The sequence below is a fragment of the Mesorhizobium sp. B2-5-7 genome, assembly GCF_006440875.1.
Classification (GTDB): Bacteria; Pseudomonadota; Alphaproteobacteria; order Rhizobiales; family Rhizobiaceae; genus Mesorhizobium; species Mesorhizobium australicum.
The window spans coordinates 362,835-379,147 of record NZ_VFUO01000003.1; the positions used below are offsets into that span (position 1 = coordinate 362,835).

21 protein-coding genes are annotated in these 16,313 nt (G+C 63.6%); 10 read left to right on the forward strand and 11 right to left on the reverse strand.

What is annotated here, in order from left to right; all coding sequences use genetic code 11:
• Positions 1–174 precede the first annotated feature (174 nt).
• Entirely contained in the window at positions 175–936 is a 762-nt protein-coding gene (locus tag FJ543_RS15595; RefSeq protein WP_140876188.1) for a GGDEF domain-containing protein, read from the reverse strand.
• Between the two features lie 163 nt (positions 937–1,099).
• Between FJ543_RS15595 and FJ543_RS15600 the strand changes: the two genes are divergently transcribed.
• Positions 1,100–1,804: a pyrimidine 5'-nucleotidase gene (locus FJ543_RS15600; RefSeq protein WP_015314425.1), complete on the forward strand. Its 705-nt coding sequence runs from the start codon at positions 1,100–1,102 to the stop codon at positions 1,802–1,804.
• Between the two features lie 91 nt (positions 1,805–1,895).
• Here FJ543_RS15600 and FJ543_RS15605 read toward each other — a convergent pair whose 3' ends face one another.
• Positions 1,896–2,744, reverse strand: a complete 849-nt coding sequence (locus FJ543_RS15605; RefSeq protein WP_015314426.1) for an LOG family protein — start codon at positions 2,742–2,744, stop codon at positions 1,896–1,898.
• 142 nt (positions 2,745–2,886) lie between these two features.
• On the opposite strand from FJ543_RS15605, the gene dapD reads away from it, so the two are divergent.
• The 4 genes from dapD (at position 2,887) to FJ543_RS15625 (ending at position 5,397) form a co-directional block, all read left to right on the forward strand.
• Positions 2,887–3,741: a 2,3,4,5-tetrahydropyridine-2,6-dicarboxylate N-succinyltransferase gene (gene dapD / locus FJ543_RS15610; protein ID WP_015314427.1), complete on the forward strand. Its 855-nt coding sequence runs from the start codon at positions 2,887–2,889 to the stop codon at positions 3,739–3,741.
• A gap of 71 nt (positions 3,742–3,812) precedes the next feature.
• On the forward strand, positions 3,813–4,175 hold the full coding sequence (locus tag FJ543_RS15615) for a DUF805 domain-containing protein (protein WP_140789931.1): 363 nt from the start codon (positions 3,813–3,815) through the stop codon (positions 4,173–4,175).
• Positions 4,168–4,551: a DUF805 domain-containing protein gene (locus tag FJ543_RS15620; RefSeq protein WP_027143826.1), complete on the forward strand. Its 384-nt coding sequence runs from the start codon at positions 4,168–4,170 to the stop codon at positions 4,549–4,551. Before FJ543_RS15615 ends, FJ543_RS15620 begins: the two co-directional genes overlap by 8 nt.
• Positions 4,552–4,620: 69 nt before the next feature.
• Entirely contained in the window at positions 4,621–5,397 is a 777-nt protein-coding gene (locus FJ543_RS15625; protein ID WP_140875822.1) for a hypothetical protein, read from the forward strand.
• On the opposite strand, the gene FJ543_RS15630 is transcribed toward FJ543_RS15625, so the two are convergent.
• Complete coding sequence (locus FJ543_RS15630) at positions 5,297–6,340, reverse strand: 2-dehydropantoate 2-reductase (protein WP_140875824.1); 1,044 nt, start codon at positions 6,338–6,340, stop codon at positions 5,297–5,299. The two genes, FJ543_RS15625 and FJ543_RS15630, sit on opposite strands and share 101 nt — an antisense overlap.
• Positions 6,341–6,465: 125 nt before the next feature.
• Here FJ543_RS15630 and dapE point away from each other — a divergent pair, with 125 nt between their 5' ends.
• Together dapE and FJ543_RS15640 are read left to right on the forward strand one after the other, a co-directional pair.
• Positions 6,466–7,659 (forward strand): succinyl-diaminopimelate desuccinylase, encoded by a 1,194-nt coding sequence (gene dapE, locus FJ543_RS15635; protein ID WP_140875826.1) that lies wholly within the window; start codon positions 6,466–6,468, stop codon positions 7,657–7,659.
• Between the two features lie 5 nt (positions 7,660–7,664).
• A complete protein-coding gene (locus tag FJ543_RS15640) occupies positions 7,665–8,297 on the forward strand; it encodes a transporter (RefSeq protein WP_140875828.1) in 633 nt (210 codons plus the stop codon).
• 31 nt (positions 8,298–8,328) lie between these two features.
• Here FJ543_RS15640 and truA read toward each other — a convergent pair whose 3' ends face one another.
• The 4 genes from truA to def are packed head-to-tail and all read right to left on the reverse strand — an operon-like array spanning position 8,329 to position 11,096.
• The gene (truA, locus tag FJ543_RS15645; protein WP_140875830.1) at positions 8,329–9,081 is read right to left on the reverse strand and encodes a tRNA pseudouridine(38-40) synthase TruA; all 753 of its coding nucleotides are present in this window, start codon (positions 9,079–9,081) and stop codon (positions 8,329–8,331) included.
• A gap of 23 nt (positions 9,082–9,104) precedes the next feature.
• Positions 9,105–9,611 carry an N-acetyltransferase gene (locus tag FJ543_RS15650; RefSeq protein ID WP_140875832.1) on the reverse strand — a complete coding sequence of 169 codons (507 nt, stop codon included), beginning with the start codon at positions 9,609–9,611 and terminating at the stop codon, positions 9,105–9,107.
• The gene (gene fmt, locus FJ543_RS15655; RefSeq protein ID WP_140875834.1) at positions 9,608–10,561 is read right to left on the reverse strand and encodes a methionyl-tRNA formyltransferase; all 954 of its coding nucleotides are present in this window, start codon (positions 10,559–10,561) and stop codon (positions 9,608–9,610) included. The genes FJ543_RS15650 and fmt overlap by 4 nt, the downstream gene beginning before the upstream one ends.
• A 4-nt stretch (positions 10,562–10,565) precedes the next feature.
• On the reverse strand, positions 10,566–11,096 hold the full coding sequence (gene def / locus FJ543_RS15660) for a peptide deformylase (protein WP_140711713.1): 531 nt from the start codon (positions 11,094–11,096) through the stop codon (positions 10,566–10,568).
• A gap of 103 nt (positions 11,097–11,199) precedes the next feature.
• Between def and FJ543_RS15665 the strand changes: the two genes are divergently transcribed.
• The gene (locus FJ543_RS15665; RefSeq protein WP_140789946.1) at positions 11,200–12,456 is read left to right on the forward strand and encodes a DNA recombination protein RmuC; all 1,257 of its coding nucleotides are present in this window, start codon (positions 11,200–11,202) and stop codon (positions 12,454–12,456) included.
• Between the two features lie 3 nt (positions 12,457–12,459).
• On the opposite strand, the gene FJ543_RS15670 is transcribed toward FJ543_RS15665, so the two are convergent.
• From FJ543_RS15670 to FJ543_RS15680, 3 genes are all read right to left on the reverse strand, one after another.
• Positions 12,460–12,864: a GFA family protein gene (locus FJ543_RS15670; protein ID WP_140875836.1), complete on the reverse strand. Its 405-nt coding sequence runs from the start codon at positions 12,862–12,864 to the stop codon at positions 12,460–12,462.
• Between the two features lie 127 nt (positions 12,865–12,991).
• Entirely contained in the window at positions 12,992–13,945 is a 954-nt protein-coding gene (locus FJ543_RS15675; protein WP_140875838.1) for a cation diffusion facilitator family transporter, read from the reverse strand.
• A 118-nt stretch (positions 13,946–14,063) separates the two neighbouring features.
• Complete coding sequence (locus FJ543_RS15680) at positions 14,064–14,873, reverse strand: transglutaminase family protein (RefSeq protein ID WP_015314441.1); 810 nt, start codon at positions 14,871–14,873, stop codon at positions 14,064–14,066.
• A gap of 211 nt (positions 14,874–15,084) precedes the next feature.
• Here FJ543_RS15680 and FJ543_RS32195 point away from each other — a divergent pair, with 211 nt between their 5' ends.
• On the forward strand, positions 15,085–15,210 hold the full coding sequence (locus FJ543_RS32195; protein ID WP_015314442.1) for a hypothetical protein: 126 nt from the start codon (positions 15,085–15,087) through the stop codon (positions 15,208–15,210).
• A 198-nt stretch (positions 15,211–15,408) separates the two neighbouring features.
• On the forward strand, positions 15,409–15,723 hold the full coding sequence (gene sugE, locus FJ543_RS15690) for a quaternary ammonium compound efflux SMR transporter SugE (RefSeq protein ID WP_140789954.1): 315 nt from the start codon (positions 15,409–15,411) through the stop codon (positions 15,721–15,723).
• A 156-nt stretch (positions 15,724–15,879) separates the two neighbouring features.
• On the opposite strand, the gene FJ543_RS15695 is transcribed toward sugE, so the two are convergent.
• Positions 15,880–16,308 (reverse strand): DUF6481 family protein, encoded by a 429-nt coding sequence (locus FJ543_RS15695; protein WP_015314444.1) that lies wholly within the window; start codon positions 16,306–16,308, stop codon positions 15,880–15,882.
• Positions 16,309–16,313 lie beyond the last annotated feature (5 nt).

Consider the following 16,313-nt stretch of genomic DNA (forward strand, 5'->3'; position numbering starts at 1 on the left):
CTCGGCTGGGGCTTCGATGCGCGCATGACATTCCCCGAACGGCACACGCATCGTCACGGAAGCCAGTATCGTGCCAAGCATGGCCTCACGGCGGTAAAAAGCCTGACAAGCGGACAACCGGATGCAAACAGGGTTAGAGATTTCTTAACCGGCCGGGTGTGCTGGCCAACCCGCTCATGCGGCTTCGGAAATGTCGGTATCGAGGATCGTCAGGTTGCGGCCCGCATGCTTGGCCTGGTAGAGGCGCCGGTCCGCGGCGCGCATCAGGTCCGATACGTTGACATTCTCGCCGCACACGGTGCCGCCGATGCTAACGGTCAACGGAATGGTTCGCTCATCGACGGGTCGGAAGCGGATCAGCTCGACCTCGCGACGGATCCGTTCGGCAACGCGCTTGGCCTCCTGTTCCGTGGCTCCGGTCAGAAACGCGCCGAACTCCTCGCCGCCGATCCGGCCGAGCACGTCGCCGCTGCGCACGCCGCGCTCGATGGCGCTGGCGATCAATAGCAGCGCGTCGTCCCCGGTCAGGTGACCGAAATTGTCATTGATCTTCTTGAAATGATCGGCGTCGATGATCAGCAGCGCGCCGCGGTCGGACTTGCGCCGGGAGCCGTCCAACGCGGCAAAGAAGCTTTCCCGGTTGAGCATGCCGGTCATGTCGTCGCGGCTCGCCTTTTCCGCCAGGCGGCGGTGCGCCGCGGCGAGTTGGGCATGGGCACGGGCCAATTCGCGATGGGCATTTTTCAACCTGTCGCTCTGCCAAAACGTGCCGGCGCATGCCGTCCAGGCAAGGACCAGCGGACAGACCGTCGACGTCAGCCAGATCGTGCGCGTGACCGGGAATCCCATCGCTGGGACGACGATCAATGTCAGCAGGAGCGAGGCAGCGACGGAGGCGAAGGCGATGGCGGCGGATTTGAGAATAATGCTGTTCATCGCGGGCTCCCCACAGGACTTGTCTCTGTGCCAGCAAGCCCTGAAGGCCACCTTTCCGGGATGGCTAAAATTTGAATCGTGAGGCCATTTCCGCCACTCTCGACGCGCATAAGTTGTGGATAAAGTCCCTTTCAGAATCCCTGTTTCATGCCATAAGGAGCGCATGACCACGCTTCCCGATCCCGCCCGCTTCGCCCATGTCACCGACTGGGTGTTCGACCTCGACAACACGCTCTACCCGCATCACTCGAATTTGTTCTCGCAGATCGACGTCAAGATGACCGCCTATGTCGGGGAACTGCTGGCGCTGCCGCGCGAGGAGGCGCGCAAGCTGCAGAAGGAGCTCTATCGCGAATACGGCACGACGCTGAACGGGCTGATGACGCGCCACGGCATCGATCCCGACGACTTTCTGGAGAAGGTCCATGACATCGACTATTCGTGGCTGGTGCCCGATCCTGTTCTCGGCACCGCCATCCGCCAGCTTCCCGGCCGCAAGTTCATCTTCACCAATGGCGACCGCAGGCATGCCGAGCGCACCGCGCGCCAACTTGGCATCCTCGACCATTTCGACGACATTTTCGATATCGTCGCTGCCGGCCTCAATCCCAAGCCGGCGCGCCAGACCTACGAGAAGTTCGCCGAACTGCACGCCGTCACCGGCCACAATGCGGTGATGTTCGAGGACCTCGCCCGCAACCTGGCCGTGCCGAAGTCGCTGGGCATGACCACGGTTCTCGTGGTGCCGCGCAATTTCGAGCCGACCTTCTCGGAAATCTGGGAACGCGACCCGGCGCAGGAAGACGACGTCGACTACGTCACCGACGATCTCGCGGAATTTTTGACGGGAATAGTGAGTAGTGAGTAGTGAGTAGTGAGTAGTGAGTAGTGGAGGAGCACACCTTTCGCTCGCTCACTACTGACTAATCCCTACTCACTAATTCCCATTGCCTACTCACTCACTCACTCCCTAGCTTGTAGAAGCGGCTGATGATGCCCCAGGCTTCGTCGGCTGTGTCGACGAAATCGATGATGTCCTGGTCGCCCGGGCTGATCGTGCCCTGCTCGGCGAGGAAGTCGAGGTCGATCGCCCGCTTCCAGAAGGACTTGCCGAACAGGATCACCGGCACGCGCTCCATGCGTCCGGTCTGGATCAGCGTCAGCGTCTCGAAGAACTCGTCCATCGTGCCGAAGCCGCCGGGAAACACCGCCACGGCCTTGGCGCGCATGACGAAGTGCATCTTGCGGATGGCGAAATAGTGGAAGTTGAAACAGAGCTCCGGCGTCACATAGGGGTTCGGCGCCTGCTCGTGCGGCAGCACGATGTTGAGCCCGATCGACGGCGCGCCGACATCATCGGCGCCGCGGTTTCCCGCTTCCATGACGCCCGGACCGCCACCGGTCACCACCACATATTCGCGATAATATGACGTGGCCGACTGCTGCGAGCAGAGGCGGGCGAATTTGCGCGCCTCCTCGTAATATTTGCTGTTTTCCTCAAGGTTCTTCTTCTGCATCTCGTTCTTGGCCGCCCAGGCCTCGCCGCCGGGCTCCGGCAGGCGCGCGCCGCCGAACAGGATCACGGTCGAACGAATGCCGCGCTCGGCGAGGATCATTTCCGGCTTCAGCAGTTCCAGTTGCAGCCTGACGGCGCGCAGCTCGCGCCGGGTCATGAAGTCGGGATCGTTCCAGGCCAGGCGGTAGGTCTCGGCCCGCGTTTGCGGCGTGTCCGGCACGCTTTTCGACCGCTCCAGATCCTCATCCGAGTGCGGCAGCGGCGTCCATCCCGCCTTTTCCATGGGAGTCATCGAATCCACCCGTCCATTCCTTTACTTGCGCCGTCCCATGACGCTGGCGCGATTGACCCCCATTCCACCTTAACATAGGGTCCGCGCGACTTTTAAACAGGTTAAGGCGCAGCCCTTAACAGCTTGGTAATGGAGCAAATTCATGTCGAAGCCCGATCTGGCGAGCCTCGAAAAGACCATCGACAGGGCCTTCGAGGAACGCGACGCCATTTCGACCGCGACCCGCGGCGAGGTACGCGACGCCATCCAGTCGGCACTCGACCTGCTCGACCGCGGCACCGCCCGCGTAGCCGAGCGGCAGGCCGACGGCAAGTGGCATGTCAACCAGTGGCTGAAGAAGGCGGTGCTGCTCTCCTTCCGGCTCAATCCGATGGAGATCATCAAGGGCGGCCCCGGCGAGGCCGTGTGGTGGGACAAGGTGGCGTCCAAGTTCGACGGCTGGGGCGCCGTCGATTTCGAGAAGGCGGGCTTCCGCGCCGTGCCGTCGTCGATCGTGCGCCGTTCGGCCTATGTCGCGCCGGGCGCGGTTTTGATGCCGTCCTTCGTCAATGTCGGCGCCTATGTCGATAGCGGCACCATGGTCGATACCTGGGCCTCGGTCGGCTCCTGCGCCCAGATCGGCAAGAACGTCCACCTTTCGGGCGGCGTCGGCATCGGCGGCGTGCTGGAGCCGATGCAGGCCGGCCCCACCATCATCGAGGACAATTGCTTCATCGGGGCGCGTTCCGAAGTGGTCGAGGGCTGCATCGTGCGCGAAGGCTCCGTTCTGGGCATGGGCGTCTTCATCGGCCAGTCGACCAAGATCGTCGACCGCGCCACCGGCGAGATCTTCTATGGCGAGGTGCCGCCGAATTCCGTGGTCGTCGCCGGCTCGCTACCGGGCAAGGCATTTCCAAACAACGAGCCGGGCCCAGGTCTCTACTGCGCCGTCATCGTCAAGCGGGTCGACGCCAAGACCCGGTCCAAGACCTCGATCAACGAATTGCTGCGCGATTGATCTTTCCGCCGGGGAGGCGCACCTTCCGCCGGCGCGACAATCGGCCGCGCTGGTTCAACTGGAGGGGTGACATGGACTGGAAATATCTGCTCACAAGCTTTGATGGCCGTATCAACCGGGGCAAGTTCTGGGCTGGCATCGGCGTATTTATCGTTATCGGCGTTATTGCTTTCATTCTAGATGCGATCCTCGGCACGCGTGTCACCACGGCCAGCGGTGCCCAGATCGGCATCATCGGCATCCTCTTCGCGCTGGCATCGATCTATTTCGCGATTGCCCTCTATGCCAAACGCTGGCACGACCGCAACAAGTCGGGCTGGTGGACGCTGATAGGCTTCGTACCCGTCATCGGCGGCATCTGGCTGCTGGTCGAACTCGGCATTCTCGAAGGCACCAGGGGTGCCAATCAATATGGATCGGACCCGCTTGCCTGAAAGATCGGATCTCAACTGGCTTTTCTTCAAGACCTCGGGCCGCGTCAGCCGCGCGGCCTATTTTCTTGGCGGGTTGCTCGTCGCCATCATCCAGGCGTTTCCGCTGTACCGCTTCACGCTGGTGCCGGAGGGTTCGGCCGAGAGCAACATGTGGTCGTTCATCTTCTTCATCGCCTTCATCGCCTCGCTGTGGTCGAACATCGCGCTGGCGGTGAAGCGGCTGCACGACCTCGACAAGCCGGGCATTGCCGCGCTGATCCTGTTCGTGCCGGTTGTCTCGATCGTCGCCTTCCTTGTGTTGTGCCTGTTTCCAGGGCAGCCTGGACCCAACCGTTATGGCCGGCGCACCAACGAGCCGGCAGAATCAAAGAAATAGAGCATGACGTCGTCGGAAAACCGCTTCACACTTTTCGGCATCATGCTCTAAGGGGCTGATCGGATCGCCATGCGCTACCGCACGCTTGATCCGAAACTGATCATCGAAACCGCCGAGCGGCTGGAAGGGCGTGTGGCCGACCGTTTCCCGGAGGCCGGGTTGCGCGGCGTTGCCGCCGAACTTGTGTCGCTGTCGCGCGATCTGGCCAAGGCCGCGAAGACCCTGGAAGCGCCGATCTGGTGGCTGCGCGGCATCATCGTCGCCGCCGTCATCGCGGGCGCGCTGATCTTCCTGTTCGTCGGAACCATCCTGCCGCTCATTCACATCTCGCAAGCCGACGATGCGGTGCAGTCGGTGCAGGGCATCGAAGCCACGATCAACATGATCATCCTCGCCGTGCTCGGCTTCCTGGCCCTGATCCGCACGGAGGAGCGCATCAAGCGCAAGCAGGTGTTTCGCCAGTTGCACGGCCTCAGATCGCTGATCCATGTCATCGACATGCACCAGTTGACCAAGGATCCGGCGGCGCTGTCGGCCAGCTTCAAGCCGACGGCGCATTCGCCGGCCCGTCTCACCAATGCCGCGGATCTCGCGCGCTATCTCGACTATTGCTCCGAAATGCTGTCGATCACCGGCAAGATCGCGGCGCTGTTCGCCCAATCCGTCAATGACGCCGTCGTCATCGACGGCGTCAACGACATCGAGAACCTGGCGTCCAACCTGTCGCGCAAGATCTGGCAGAAGATCACGTTGATCGACGGCCGGCCGGCGGCGCCGCAACCTTCCCCGGTACCAGGCCTGGCGAGCCAAGCCGCTCGGCTTCCGCCGCGCGCACCAGCGCGCTGATAAGCTGGACCGTCGGCGCCGGCGTACCGGCTTTTTCAGCGAGCCGCAAAACAGCGCCCTGCAAGTCGTCGATCTCGGTCGACCGGCCACGCTGCAGATCGTCCCACATCGATGAGCGCGCCTCGGGATCGATCGCCAGCATGCGCCGCGCCAGGAGCTTGAACAGCCAGTCGGGCAACCTGAGCACCTTCGGCAGCAGCGTCGGGCGCAGGCCGGCGATCCGCGCCGGCTCGGTGCCGGAGGCCTTCATCGCCAGCAAGGCCTCGTCGATCTGGCTGGCCAGGATCAGCCGCCAGCGCCGGTCGGCAAGTTCGGCTACCAGCGGCAGGCCTGACAGCGCCACCAGCGCATTGTTCAGGTTCATCAGAAGCTTCCCCCACAGCACGGCCTTCATATCGCCACGCGTTTCGACAGCCAGGCCTTCGGTGTCGAGAAGATCGGCAAGGCCGGCATTGCCTTCTTCGACCATCACCTTGCCGTCGCTGGCGCGGTGGACGCGCAACGGCAGCTCTCCATCGGCTGATTGCACGACATTGAACGGCACCATGCCAGCCAGCACCGTTCGCGGGCCAAGCACCGCGCGCAGCCTGTCGGCGTTGTCGACGCCGTTCTGCAGGCTCACCACCACGGCATCGGGACGGGCATGGGCCTTGATGAGTGCCGCCATTTCCCGCGTCGCGCCGCTCTTGACGGTGACCAGGATCACATCGGCCGCCGGCAAGGACGCGGCCGGATCGGCGGTGACGGCAAGCTCTGCCGGCTTGATCAGGCGATCGCGGCCCTCGAGGTCGCTGACGCGCAATCCGCCCTGCCGCAGCACTGCCTCGATGCGCGGCCTGGCAAGCAGGACAACCCGCCGCCCGGCGAGCGCCAGGCAGCCGCCGGCATAACGGCCAATGCTGCCGGCGCCGGCGATGACGATTCTCTTTTCGCCGTTTGCCATCTCTTACTCCGCATCAGCCAGAACTATACGACATGAAAACCATAATGTCGGCGGTATCGTCGGCCATTGGCTTGGCCCTATGTCTGGCCGTGACAGGCCATTCGCTTTCGACTATCGCTTTTGCCATGACGCTGCCGACTGACCCCGCCGCAAACCTTGCCTCTCTCATCCGCTGTGCCTCGGTGACACCAGCCGAAGGCGGCGCGCTGAGCGCGCTGGAGGCGATGCTGAAGCCGCTCGGCTTCCTGGTCGATCGGCCGGTGTTCTCCGAAGACGGCACGCCCGACATCGAGAACCTCTATGCACGGCGCTCCGGCAATGGCCCGCATCTGATGTTCGCGGGTCATACCGACGTGGTGCCGGTCGGCGACGAAGCCGCCTGGACGCATCCGCCTTTCGCCGCCGATATCGCCAATGGCGAAATGTATGGCCGCGGCGCGGTCGACATGAAGGGCGGCATTGCCTGCTTCATCGCCGCGGTGGCGCGCCACGTCGAGGCGAATGGTGGCCCGAAGGGCTCGGTCTCGCTGCTGATCACCGGCGACGAGGAAGGGCCTGCCATCAACGGCACGGTCAAGCTGCTCGAATGGGCCGCGTCCAAAGGCGAGAAATGGGACGCGTCGATCGTCGGCGAGCCGACCAATCCGGACACGCTCGGCGACATGATCAAGATCGGCAGGCGCGGCTCGATGTCGGGGAGCATCACCGTCAATGGCCGCCAGGGCCATGCCGCTTATCCGCAGCTTGCCGATAACCCGGTGCGCGGCCTCATGAGCCTGGTGGACGCCTTGCTGCATCCCGTCTTCGACAAAGGAACTAGGGATTTCCAGCCGACCAACCTCGAGGTGACCTCCATCGATGTCGGCAACCCGGCCACCAACGTCATTCCCGCCAAGGCAACCGCCACCTTCAACATCCGCTTCAACGACAGCTGGACGGCCGAGACGGTCCAGGCGGAAATCCACAACCGCCTCGATCAGGCGGCTGGGCGCAAGAAATACCGGCCGGGCAAGAAGACGCCAGTCGACTATGAGCTGGTCTGGCGCGACCGGCCGAGCCATGTCTTCCTGACCCGCGACGACAGGCTGGTCGAGACGCTGAGCGGCTCCGTCAAGGCGGTGGTCGGCAAAAAGCCGGCGCTATCCACCTCCGGCGGCACATCGGATGCGCGTTTCATCAAGGATTATTGCCCGGTGGTCGAATTCGGCCTGGTCGGCAAGACCATGCACATGGTCGACGAGCGCGTGGCCATCGCCGATCTGGAAACGCTGACGCGGATCTACCAGCGCTTCATCGACGACTGGTTCGGACAGGGCTGATCAGCATGCTTTCGGCGGACGAAACCCAAGCTTCGCTGACCGGCGCCTGGCGGCTGATGCTCGGCAAGGCCGACGGCCTGCGCCTGCTCGACCTCACGGCCGACGGCTTCTGGAATTCGTTCTTCGCCATCATCGTCGCGGCACCGGCGCTGATCGTCGGCTGGGTCGGCATCGCCAACGAGATCGGCGATCCCGATGCCTTCGCCGGCCGCTTCAGCCTGCTGGTGCGACTGGCGACGGTCGATATTGGCTCATGGGTACTGCCGCTGGTGGCGCTCGCCTTGGTGGCGCGGCGCGCCGGCATCGGCGGGCGCTTCGTCCACTATGTCGTGGCCAGCAACTGGGCCTCGGCGATCACTGCCTGGCTGATGCTGCCTTCGGCGCTGATCAGGCTTTTCCTGTCCTCGGCAAGCCAGGTCTCGAGCCTTGTGTCGCTGCTGTTATTTTCCCTGTCGATGGTGCTGACCTGGCGCATGACCAACGCGACGATCGGCAGGGGCGCTGCCTTCGGCACCGCCGTTTTCGTCGGCATGTTCGTCGCTTCGCTGCTGGTGCTGTTCGGGCTGCAGATGCTGCTTGGCATCTCCGTGCCGGACGATGTCGGAGCCCAGAGCCTTTCCGGGCTTTATCCCGGATAGAACCAGGGTTCTACCCGGGAGAACCAGGGTTCTACCCGGGATAATCGACGCCAATGAGAAAAAGCCCGTCGGGCGGCGCCACCTGGCCGCAGGCGGCGCGGTTTCGCGCCTCGAGCGCCGCCTTGAGGTCGCCCGATGTCCAGCCGCCGTCGCCGACCCGCTTCAGCGAGCCGACCATCGAGCGCACCTGGTTGTGCAGGAAGGATCGTGCCGATGCCCTCACCTCGATCAGATCATCGCCCGCCCGGCTCACATCGAGCCGCTCCAATGTCCTGATCGGGCTGTTGGCCTGGCACTGCGTCGAGCGGAAGGTGGTGAAGTCGTGCCGGCCGAGCAGGAGCTTCGCCGCCTCGTGCATGGCGGCGGCATCGAGCCGCTTCGGCACCCACCACACCTTACCCTTGTCCAGCGCCGAGGGCGCCCGCCGGTTGAGGATGCGGTAGAGATAGTGCCGGCCGATGGCGGAGAAACGGGCATCGAAATCGTCCGGGACGATCATGGCCTTCAGGATGACGATGCGCGCGCCGGCCGCCTGCAGGTGTGCATTGACGGCATCGCGCACCTTGTCGTCGGGCCACGCCTTGGCAAGGTCGACATGCGCCACCTGCGCGGTCGCGTGCACGCCGGCATCGGTGCGGCCGGCGGCGCGCAGCCGGACCGCCTCGCCGCAGAATTTCTCGATCGCCTGCTCGATCGCCTGCTGCACCGAAGGCTGGTCGGCCTGATGCTGCCAGCCGGCAAACAGGCTGCCGTCATATTCGATATCGAGGCGAAAACGCGGCATGCCGGTCGGCTATACGCCCCCGCCTAGGCGGCGAGAGCGGTGAAGGCGGAGGCGTAGACCAGCCTGCCGGATTCGGGAGCTTCGCCCCAGGCCAGCGCCTGCAGCGCCTCGCCCTGGTATTCGCTCTCGAACTTTTCGGCGCGCGCGTGGCTATAGCCGAAACGGCCGTAATAGGCCGGATCGCCCAGCACGACGGCGAGTGTCTCGCCGGCGTCCTTGAGCCGGATATGGGCCTCGCGGATCAACGCGCCGCCGATGCCGGAGCCGTGAAAGGACGGCTCCACCGCCAGCGGGGCAAGCGCCACGGCGGCAAAGCTCTTGCCACCGTTCTGCACGAACAGCCGCGAAAACAGGATATGGCCGACGGCCTGGCCGTCCTCTTCCGCCACCAGTTCGACGACGGCGTCACCGCCGGTCACCAACGCATCGACCAGTCCGGCCTCCGCCTGCTGGCCGAAAGCGTGTTCCTCGACGAGGCGAATGGCCTCGCGGTCCCGCGGCGTCGCCGCGCGTATCGACATCATGCTCATGAGAATTTCAGTCCTTTTTCGATCTTGGCTCCGCGCAGGAATTCCGACGCGGCGGCGGGCTTTCCGCCCGCACGTTGAACTTCGACCAGCCTGACCGCGCCTTTTCCGCAGGCGACTGTCAGCCGGTCATCGAGAATTCCTCCCGACTCGCCCAAATCTTCCGGAGGCGACACGCCTTCGGATAGCGTCGAGCGAAGCAGTTTCAGCCGTTCCATACGGCCGCCAATTTCAATCTCGGACCAGGCGCCGGGAAACGGCGACAGGCCACGAATGTGATTGTGAACCTCGGCCGCGGGCCGTGTCCACTCCACGCGCGTCTCGGATTTATCGATTTTCCTGGCGTAAGTCACCCCTTCGGCCGCCTGCGCGGTAAATGCCAGGGTGTTCTGTTCCAGCCGCGCCAACGCTTCCACCATCAGGGCAGCGCCGACACTCATCAACCGATCGTGCAGATCGCCGGCTGTCATATCGGGGCCGATGGCGCATTTTTCAACCAGTCCCACCGGGCCGGTATCCAGCCCCGCCTCCATGCGCATCACCATCATGCCGGTCTCGGTGTCTCCAGCCATGATGGCGCGCTGGATGGGCGCGGCGCCGCGCCAGCGCGGCAAAAGCGACGCATGGCCGTTGACGCAGCCAAGCCGGGGTGCCTCCAGAACTGCCTTGGGCAACAGCAATCCATAAGCGACGACCACGGCGATATCGGCGCCCAGGTCGGCAAAAGCGGCCTGCTCGGCCTCGCTTTTCAACGATGCCGGCGTTCGCGCCTCGATGCCAAGCCGCCCGGCCTCGCGCTGCACCGGTGACGGCGTCAGTTCCAGCCCGCGCCGGCCGGCGGCGCGCGGCGGCTGCGTGTAGACGGCTGAAATCTCGTGGCCAGCCTCGGCGATGGCGCGCAGCGTCGGCACCGAAAACTCCGGCGTGCCCATGAAGATGACGCGAAGGGGCATTGCCCTATCCCACCAGCTTGCCTGGCGCCTTGTCCCTGGCGAGCTTCTTGAACTTCTTCACCACCATGTCGCGCTTCAGCTTCGAGATGTGGTCGATGAACAGCACGCCGTTGAGGTGGTCGATCTCGTGCTGCAGACAGGTTGCCATCAGCCCCTCGGCCTCGATCTCCTGCAGCTTGCCGTCACGGTCCAGATATTTGACCCTCACCGAAGCCGGGCGCTCGACCTCGGCATAGTAATCAGGGATCGACAGACAGCCTTCCTCGTAGACGGACCGCGCGTCGGCGCTTTCGAGAATTTCCGGATTGATGAAGACATGTGGCGCCGGGGCTTCGTCTTCCTTGGCGAGATCGATCACCAGCATGCGCAGGGGCTCGCCGACCTGGATTGCCGCCAACCCGATGCCGGGTGCGTCATACATGGTCGCCAGCATATCGTCGGCAAGTTTGCGCACCGGCGCGTCGACGCGCTCCACCGGCTTGGAGACCTGGCGCAGGATGGGATCGGGAAGAATGATGAGCGGCTTGATCGGCATGGCGTTTCACCTAAGACCTCAATAGAAAGGCGTCAACCGGTGCGCCTGCGCCTCGTTCACGTTTTGATCTGTGCCGGACCGCCGAATCGGCTATGCTGTCCACATGAATGATCTGAGCACCATCCTTTCGGAGCCCGCCGCACGGCTCGGCGCCTCGACTATCACGCTCGGCCACGTCTTGGCCGTCGCCACATTGCTGTTTCTCGGCTTGTTCGTGGCGCTCGTCATCGCGCTGTGGCGCTCGGCCAAGGCGCGCGCGGTCGCCGCAGCGGAAGCCGCCGACCATGCCCGCGACGCCGAGGCGCGGATGGCCGGCATTCTGCAATCCCAGGCCGAGATGCAGGGCCGCATGGGCGCCATCGCCGAAGTGTTCGGCGCCCGCCAAGCCGAATTGACGCAGTCGATCGGCCAGCGACTCGACGCCATGACCGGCCGCATCGGCCAGACCATGACCGAGCAGACCAAGTCCACGCATGAGAGCCTGGCGAAACTGCAGGAGCGGCTGGCGGTCATCGACACCGCGCAAGGCAACATCCAGTCGCTGGCCGGCCAGGTCGTGCAGCTGCAGGCGATCCTCTCCAACAAGCAGACGCGCGGCGCCTTCGGCCAGTCGCGCATGGAGGCGATCGTCGCCGACGGCCTGCCGCACGGCGCCTACGAATTCCAGGCGACGCTGTCGAACGGCAGCCGGCCGGACTGCCTGGTGAAAATGCCGAACGGCGCGCCGTCGCTTGCCATCGATGCCAAATTTCCCCTGGAAGCGTGGAATGCCATCCGGGCCGCCGATAACGCCGACCTGCAGAAGGTCGCGGCCCAGGCCTTCCGCCGCGATATCGAGGTCCATGTCCGCGACATTTCGGAAAAATACCTGCTGCAGGGCGAAACGCAGGACACCGCCTTCATGTTCGTGCCGTCGGAATCGGTGTTCGCCGAAATCCACGAGAATTTCGAAGCGGTTGTCCAGAAGGCGCACCGTGCCCGCGTCATCATCGTCTCGCCTTCGCTCTTGATGCTGTCGATCCAGGTCATCCAGGCGATCCTCAAGGATGCGCGCATGCGCGAGCAGGCGCATCTGATCCAGGGCGAAGTCATCAGGCTGATGGAAGACGTCCAGCGTGTCGACGAGCGGGTGCGCAAATTGCAGGGCCATTTCGGCCAGTCGGCCAAGGACATCGAAGACATACTCGTCTCGACCTCGAAAGTGACCAAGCGTGGCCAGAAGATCGAGGCGCTGGAATTCGGAGAAGGCGAGCCCGACGCCCCGCGCGGCGGCGCCCCTGCCAAGGTGGAGGCCGCACCGCGCGCTGCCGATTCAAAGACCGGGCAGCTGAGATTGAGGGTCGTCGAAGGCGACGACTGAACGCTACTGCTCTTCGATCGTCGTCATACCCTCGAATTCCGGAAGCCAGTGCAGCGCCGACCGGTGCCATTTCTGGTGTCTCGGGACCAGGTTCTGGCGCTGCCGCGAGGTCCCGACCCTGATCCCATAGACCTTCGGACCGTCGCCGACCGATGTCGCATAGAGATGCGAGCCGCAGTCGGCACAAAAAGCCTGCGTTCGCTTGGCGCCGCTCGCCACGGTCTTGATGTAGATCTTCGGTTCGCCGCTGGTGATCCGGTAGTGGTCCTCCGTCGCAGGAACGGTAACGCGAAATGCCGTACCGGTCAGTTGCTGACAATCGGTACAATGGCAGATCGAGGTCTTCTCCGGGTCGACCTCCGCCTCGTAGGTGATGACGCCACAATGGCAGCCGCCGTCGATCTTCATCGTCATTCCTCCAACTTCGATCGGCCGATTTTAGCGGCATGGAGACACGAGGCAACGGCGGGGCGCTGGTCCAGAGGCCAGAATCCCGAAAAGTGGACCGCGGTGTCGCAAAAGTTCGTACTCGAATCTATCCGGACGCGGATTCGATCAGCTTGCGCCGCTTTTCCCAGGTGCCTGATGTCTGCGGCTTGACGAACAGCCGCGTGATCTCAGGCATCTCCTTCTTCAACCGCGCCTCGATGCGCTCGACACAGGCCTCGATCTCCGGCGCCGACAAATGGTCCTCGAATTCGATGCTCAGGCCGGCAACGATTTCTTCCGGGCCCATATGCACCGTCAGCACACCGTTCGCCCGCTGCACCGCCGGATCCTGCTGGACGATCGCCAGCACCTTCCTCTGCACCTCGGGTGAGGCCGGCTCGCCGATGAGCAGGCCCTTGCTTTCACGCGCCAGGAAGATTGCGGTCGTGCCGAGGATGAGTGAGATGCCGATCGAGGCGGCGCCGTCGAGTTCGGGCATCTTGAAAATCTCCGCAGCCAATATGCCGGCAAAGGCGACGGCCAGGCCGAGAAGGGCTGCACTGTCTTCGAACAGCACCGTATAGACGCTCGGGTCCTTGCTCGATTGCACGGCTTGCAGCCAGCCCTGCTTGCCCTTCTGCTTGCGGAACTCCTTCAGCGCCACCAGCCAGGAGCTGCCTTCGAACAGGAAGGACAGGGCGAGAACGATGTAGTTCACCCTAGCGTTGGCGACCGGCTCCGGCGCCATGATGTGGATGATGCCCTCGTAGAACGACACGCCGGCGCCCAGCGCGAAGACCAGAAGGGCGACGATGAAGCTCCAGAAATAGAGTTCACGGCCATGGCCGAGCGGGTGCGAGCTGTCCGCGGGGCGTGCCGCCCGGTGCATGCCGTAGAGCAGCAGGCCGCCATTGCCTGTATCGACCAGCGAATGCACGCCTTCCGACAGCATGGCCGAACTGCCGGTGAAAAAGGCGGCGGCGAATTTGGTCAACGCTATGGCGAGATTGCCGGCGAGCGCCGCGTAGATGACCGTTCTGGAGCCGCCGTGCCCAGCCATGCAGGTTTTATCCTCTTCGAGACGGTGTAGCGGCTCTGCCGCGGAGTTGCACAGCCATCACAACGCGCCAATCGTCGGGTCGTTCAATGTGTTCGAAACCTGCTGGCGGGAAGGCCAGCTATTCCTGGATCTCGTCGGTCCACACTTTGAAGCCCGCAAGCAACCCTGGCCCGAAGATATGGGTTAGCGGCACATCCGCCGCGTCGCGGCCGGAGGCGATCAGGATGCGGCCGATGCGTGGCGCGTTGTTGCGCGGATCGAAAGCGTGCCAGCGGCCGCCGAGATAAACCTCCATCCAGGCGCAGAAATCCATGCTCGCCCAAGGCTTCGGCATGCCGATGTCGCTGATGTAGCCTGTGCAGTAGCGCGTCGGGATATTGAGTGCCCGGCAAAACGTGACGGCAAGATGCGCGAAATCGCGGCACACGCCGCTCCGTTCGCGCCAGGCTTCCGCGGCGGTGCGCGTCACCCGTGCGTTGCCGTAGTCGAAGACGATGTGGTTGTGGACGAAATCGCACACCGCCTGCACGCGCGGGATGCCTGATGGCATATGGCCGAACAGCCGCCATGCCTCGCTTGCCAAGAGGTCGCTTTCGCAAAACCGGCTGGGCAGCAGGAACAGCAGCGTTTCAGCCGGCAGGTCGCGCACCTCATGCTGCCACGCCATCAACTCGCCCATCTCGAACGTGCCGGAGTCGCGGATCACCGCATCCGTACCGAAAGTGAAACGCCCGGGCGGGGCGACGAGCCGGTTGCACCAGTTGCCGAAACTGTCGCGATAACTCTCAATCGGCACTGGCGGGTTAGAGGTCAGGAAATCCGGGCGCTCAAGATCGGAGGCGCGGGAATAGTGGACATTGAGCATTGAGATGAGCGGCGTTTCCTGCGGAAAGTCGAAGCTCATCTCGCAGCCGATATGGATCCGCATTGTCGTCCTGACGGGCCTGCCTGACGATCACCCGGCGGTGCACGGGTCGATGCTGCAGTGCGAAGACAAGCATGGCATGGACTGCCGGGGTTTACGAGCAAATTAGAAACCGGTTGAAAGCGGCCTGCCGGCGCTGGCAGCAGGCACTCGCCTCTTGCAGTCTGGCGTTTGTCTTGTTTCACTCCGTTTCCCGCAACTGGAGGAACGAATCATGGCTAAAGGTGCGATGAAGGCAGGCAAGGAAGCCCGCAAACCAAAGAAAGACGCCAAGAAGCCTGTAGCCGCTCCGGCCCTGAAGGCGCCGCCGGTCAAGGCGACGAGGATCAAGGAAAAATAGATATCGCACAGCGTGCATGGATTTCACCGGCGGCGTCCGACATGCCGCCGGCGAATTGTTGATTGGGCGTTCAGACACCCTATATCGACGATGCGGGGACGACCTCGCATTTCCCGAAATCCGGTTGGGACGGCCCGCCCATTGTTTGATTGAGCATCCGAAGACCTTTCGGCCGGATGTTCTGGATGGAGCGTTCCGATGCCATGGATTCTTCTGTTCTTCGCCGGCCTGTTCGAAATCGGCTGGGCGATCGGGCTCAAATACACCGACGGCTTCACCAGGCTTGTTCCGACCGTGCTCACGGTCGCGTCGATGATCGTCAGTTTGACCTTGCTTGGCCTGGCGCTGAAGACCCTGCCTGTCGGCACAGCCTATGCGGTGTGGACCGGTATCGGCACCGTCGGCACGGCGCTGCTCGGCGTCTGGCTGCTGGGCGAGCCCGCGACGGCGATCAGGCTCGGCTGCATCGCGTTGATCGTCAGCGGTATCATGGGGCTGAAATTCGCGGCCTGAATGGCCTGTCCACCGCTGACGCTATCGACCGAGCTGACATCCATGAATCGACATCCCTGAATGCAGGGAGGCTTCCCGTGGGCAACAGCGACAAACGCGAAAAAGGGCCGCGCCTTGCGCGTCCCTCATTCATCATCCATCGAGGCGAGTGCGCTCTTAGCGACCCGTAAAGCCGGGCGGTGTCCTGCCGGTGCGCTGCTTGCGTGCCGCATAGCGTGCGTCGCGCTTTGCCTTGCGCTCGGCTTCATCGGCAAGCAAACGAGCGATACGCTCGTTCTCTTCAGCTTCCCGAAGCTTGGCATCCGCTTGCGCTGCCTCTTCGGCGGCGATGCGCGCAGCTTCGGCTGCTGCCTCACGCTCGGCTTTCTCAATCGCCTCGCGTGCCAGCTTTTCCTGCTTCAGCTTGGCCTTCTCGGCCTCGCGGATCTCACGAGCCGCAAGGATCGCCTTGCGTTCTGCCTGTCGTGCCAGCACCGCGGGATCGTCTGCTGCCGGCTTTGACTTGAAGCGCTCCAGAAGCGCCTTCTTTGCCTCGGTCGCGGCATTGCGCCGCTCGAAAATGTCTTTTTCCCTGTAGATAGCCAAGTCCA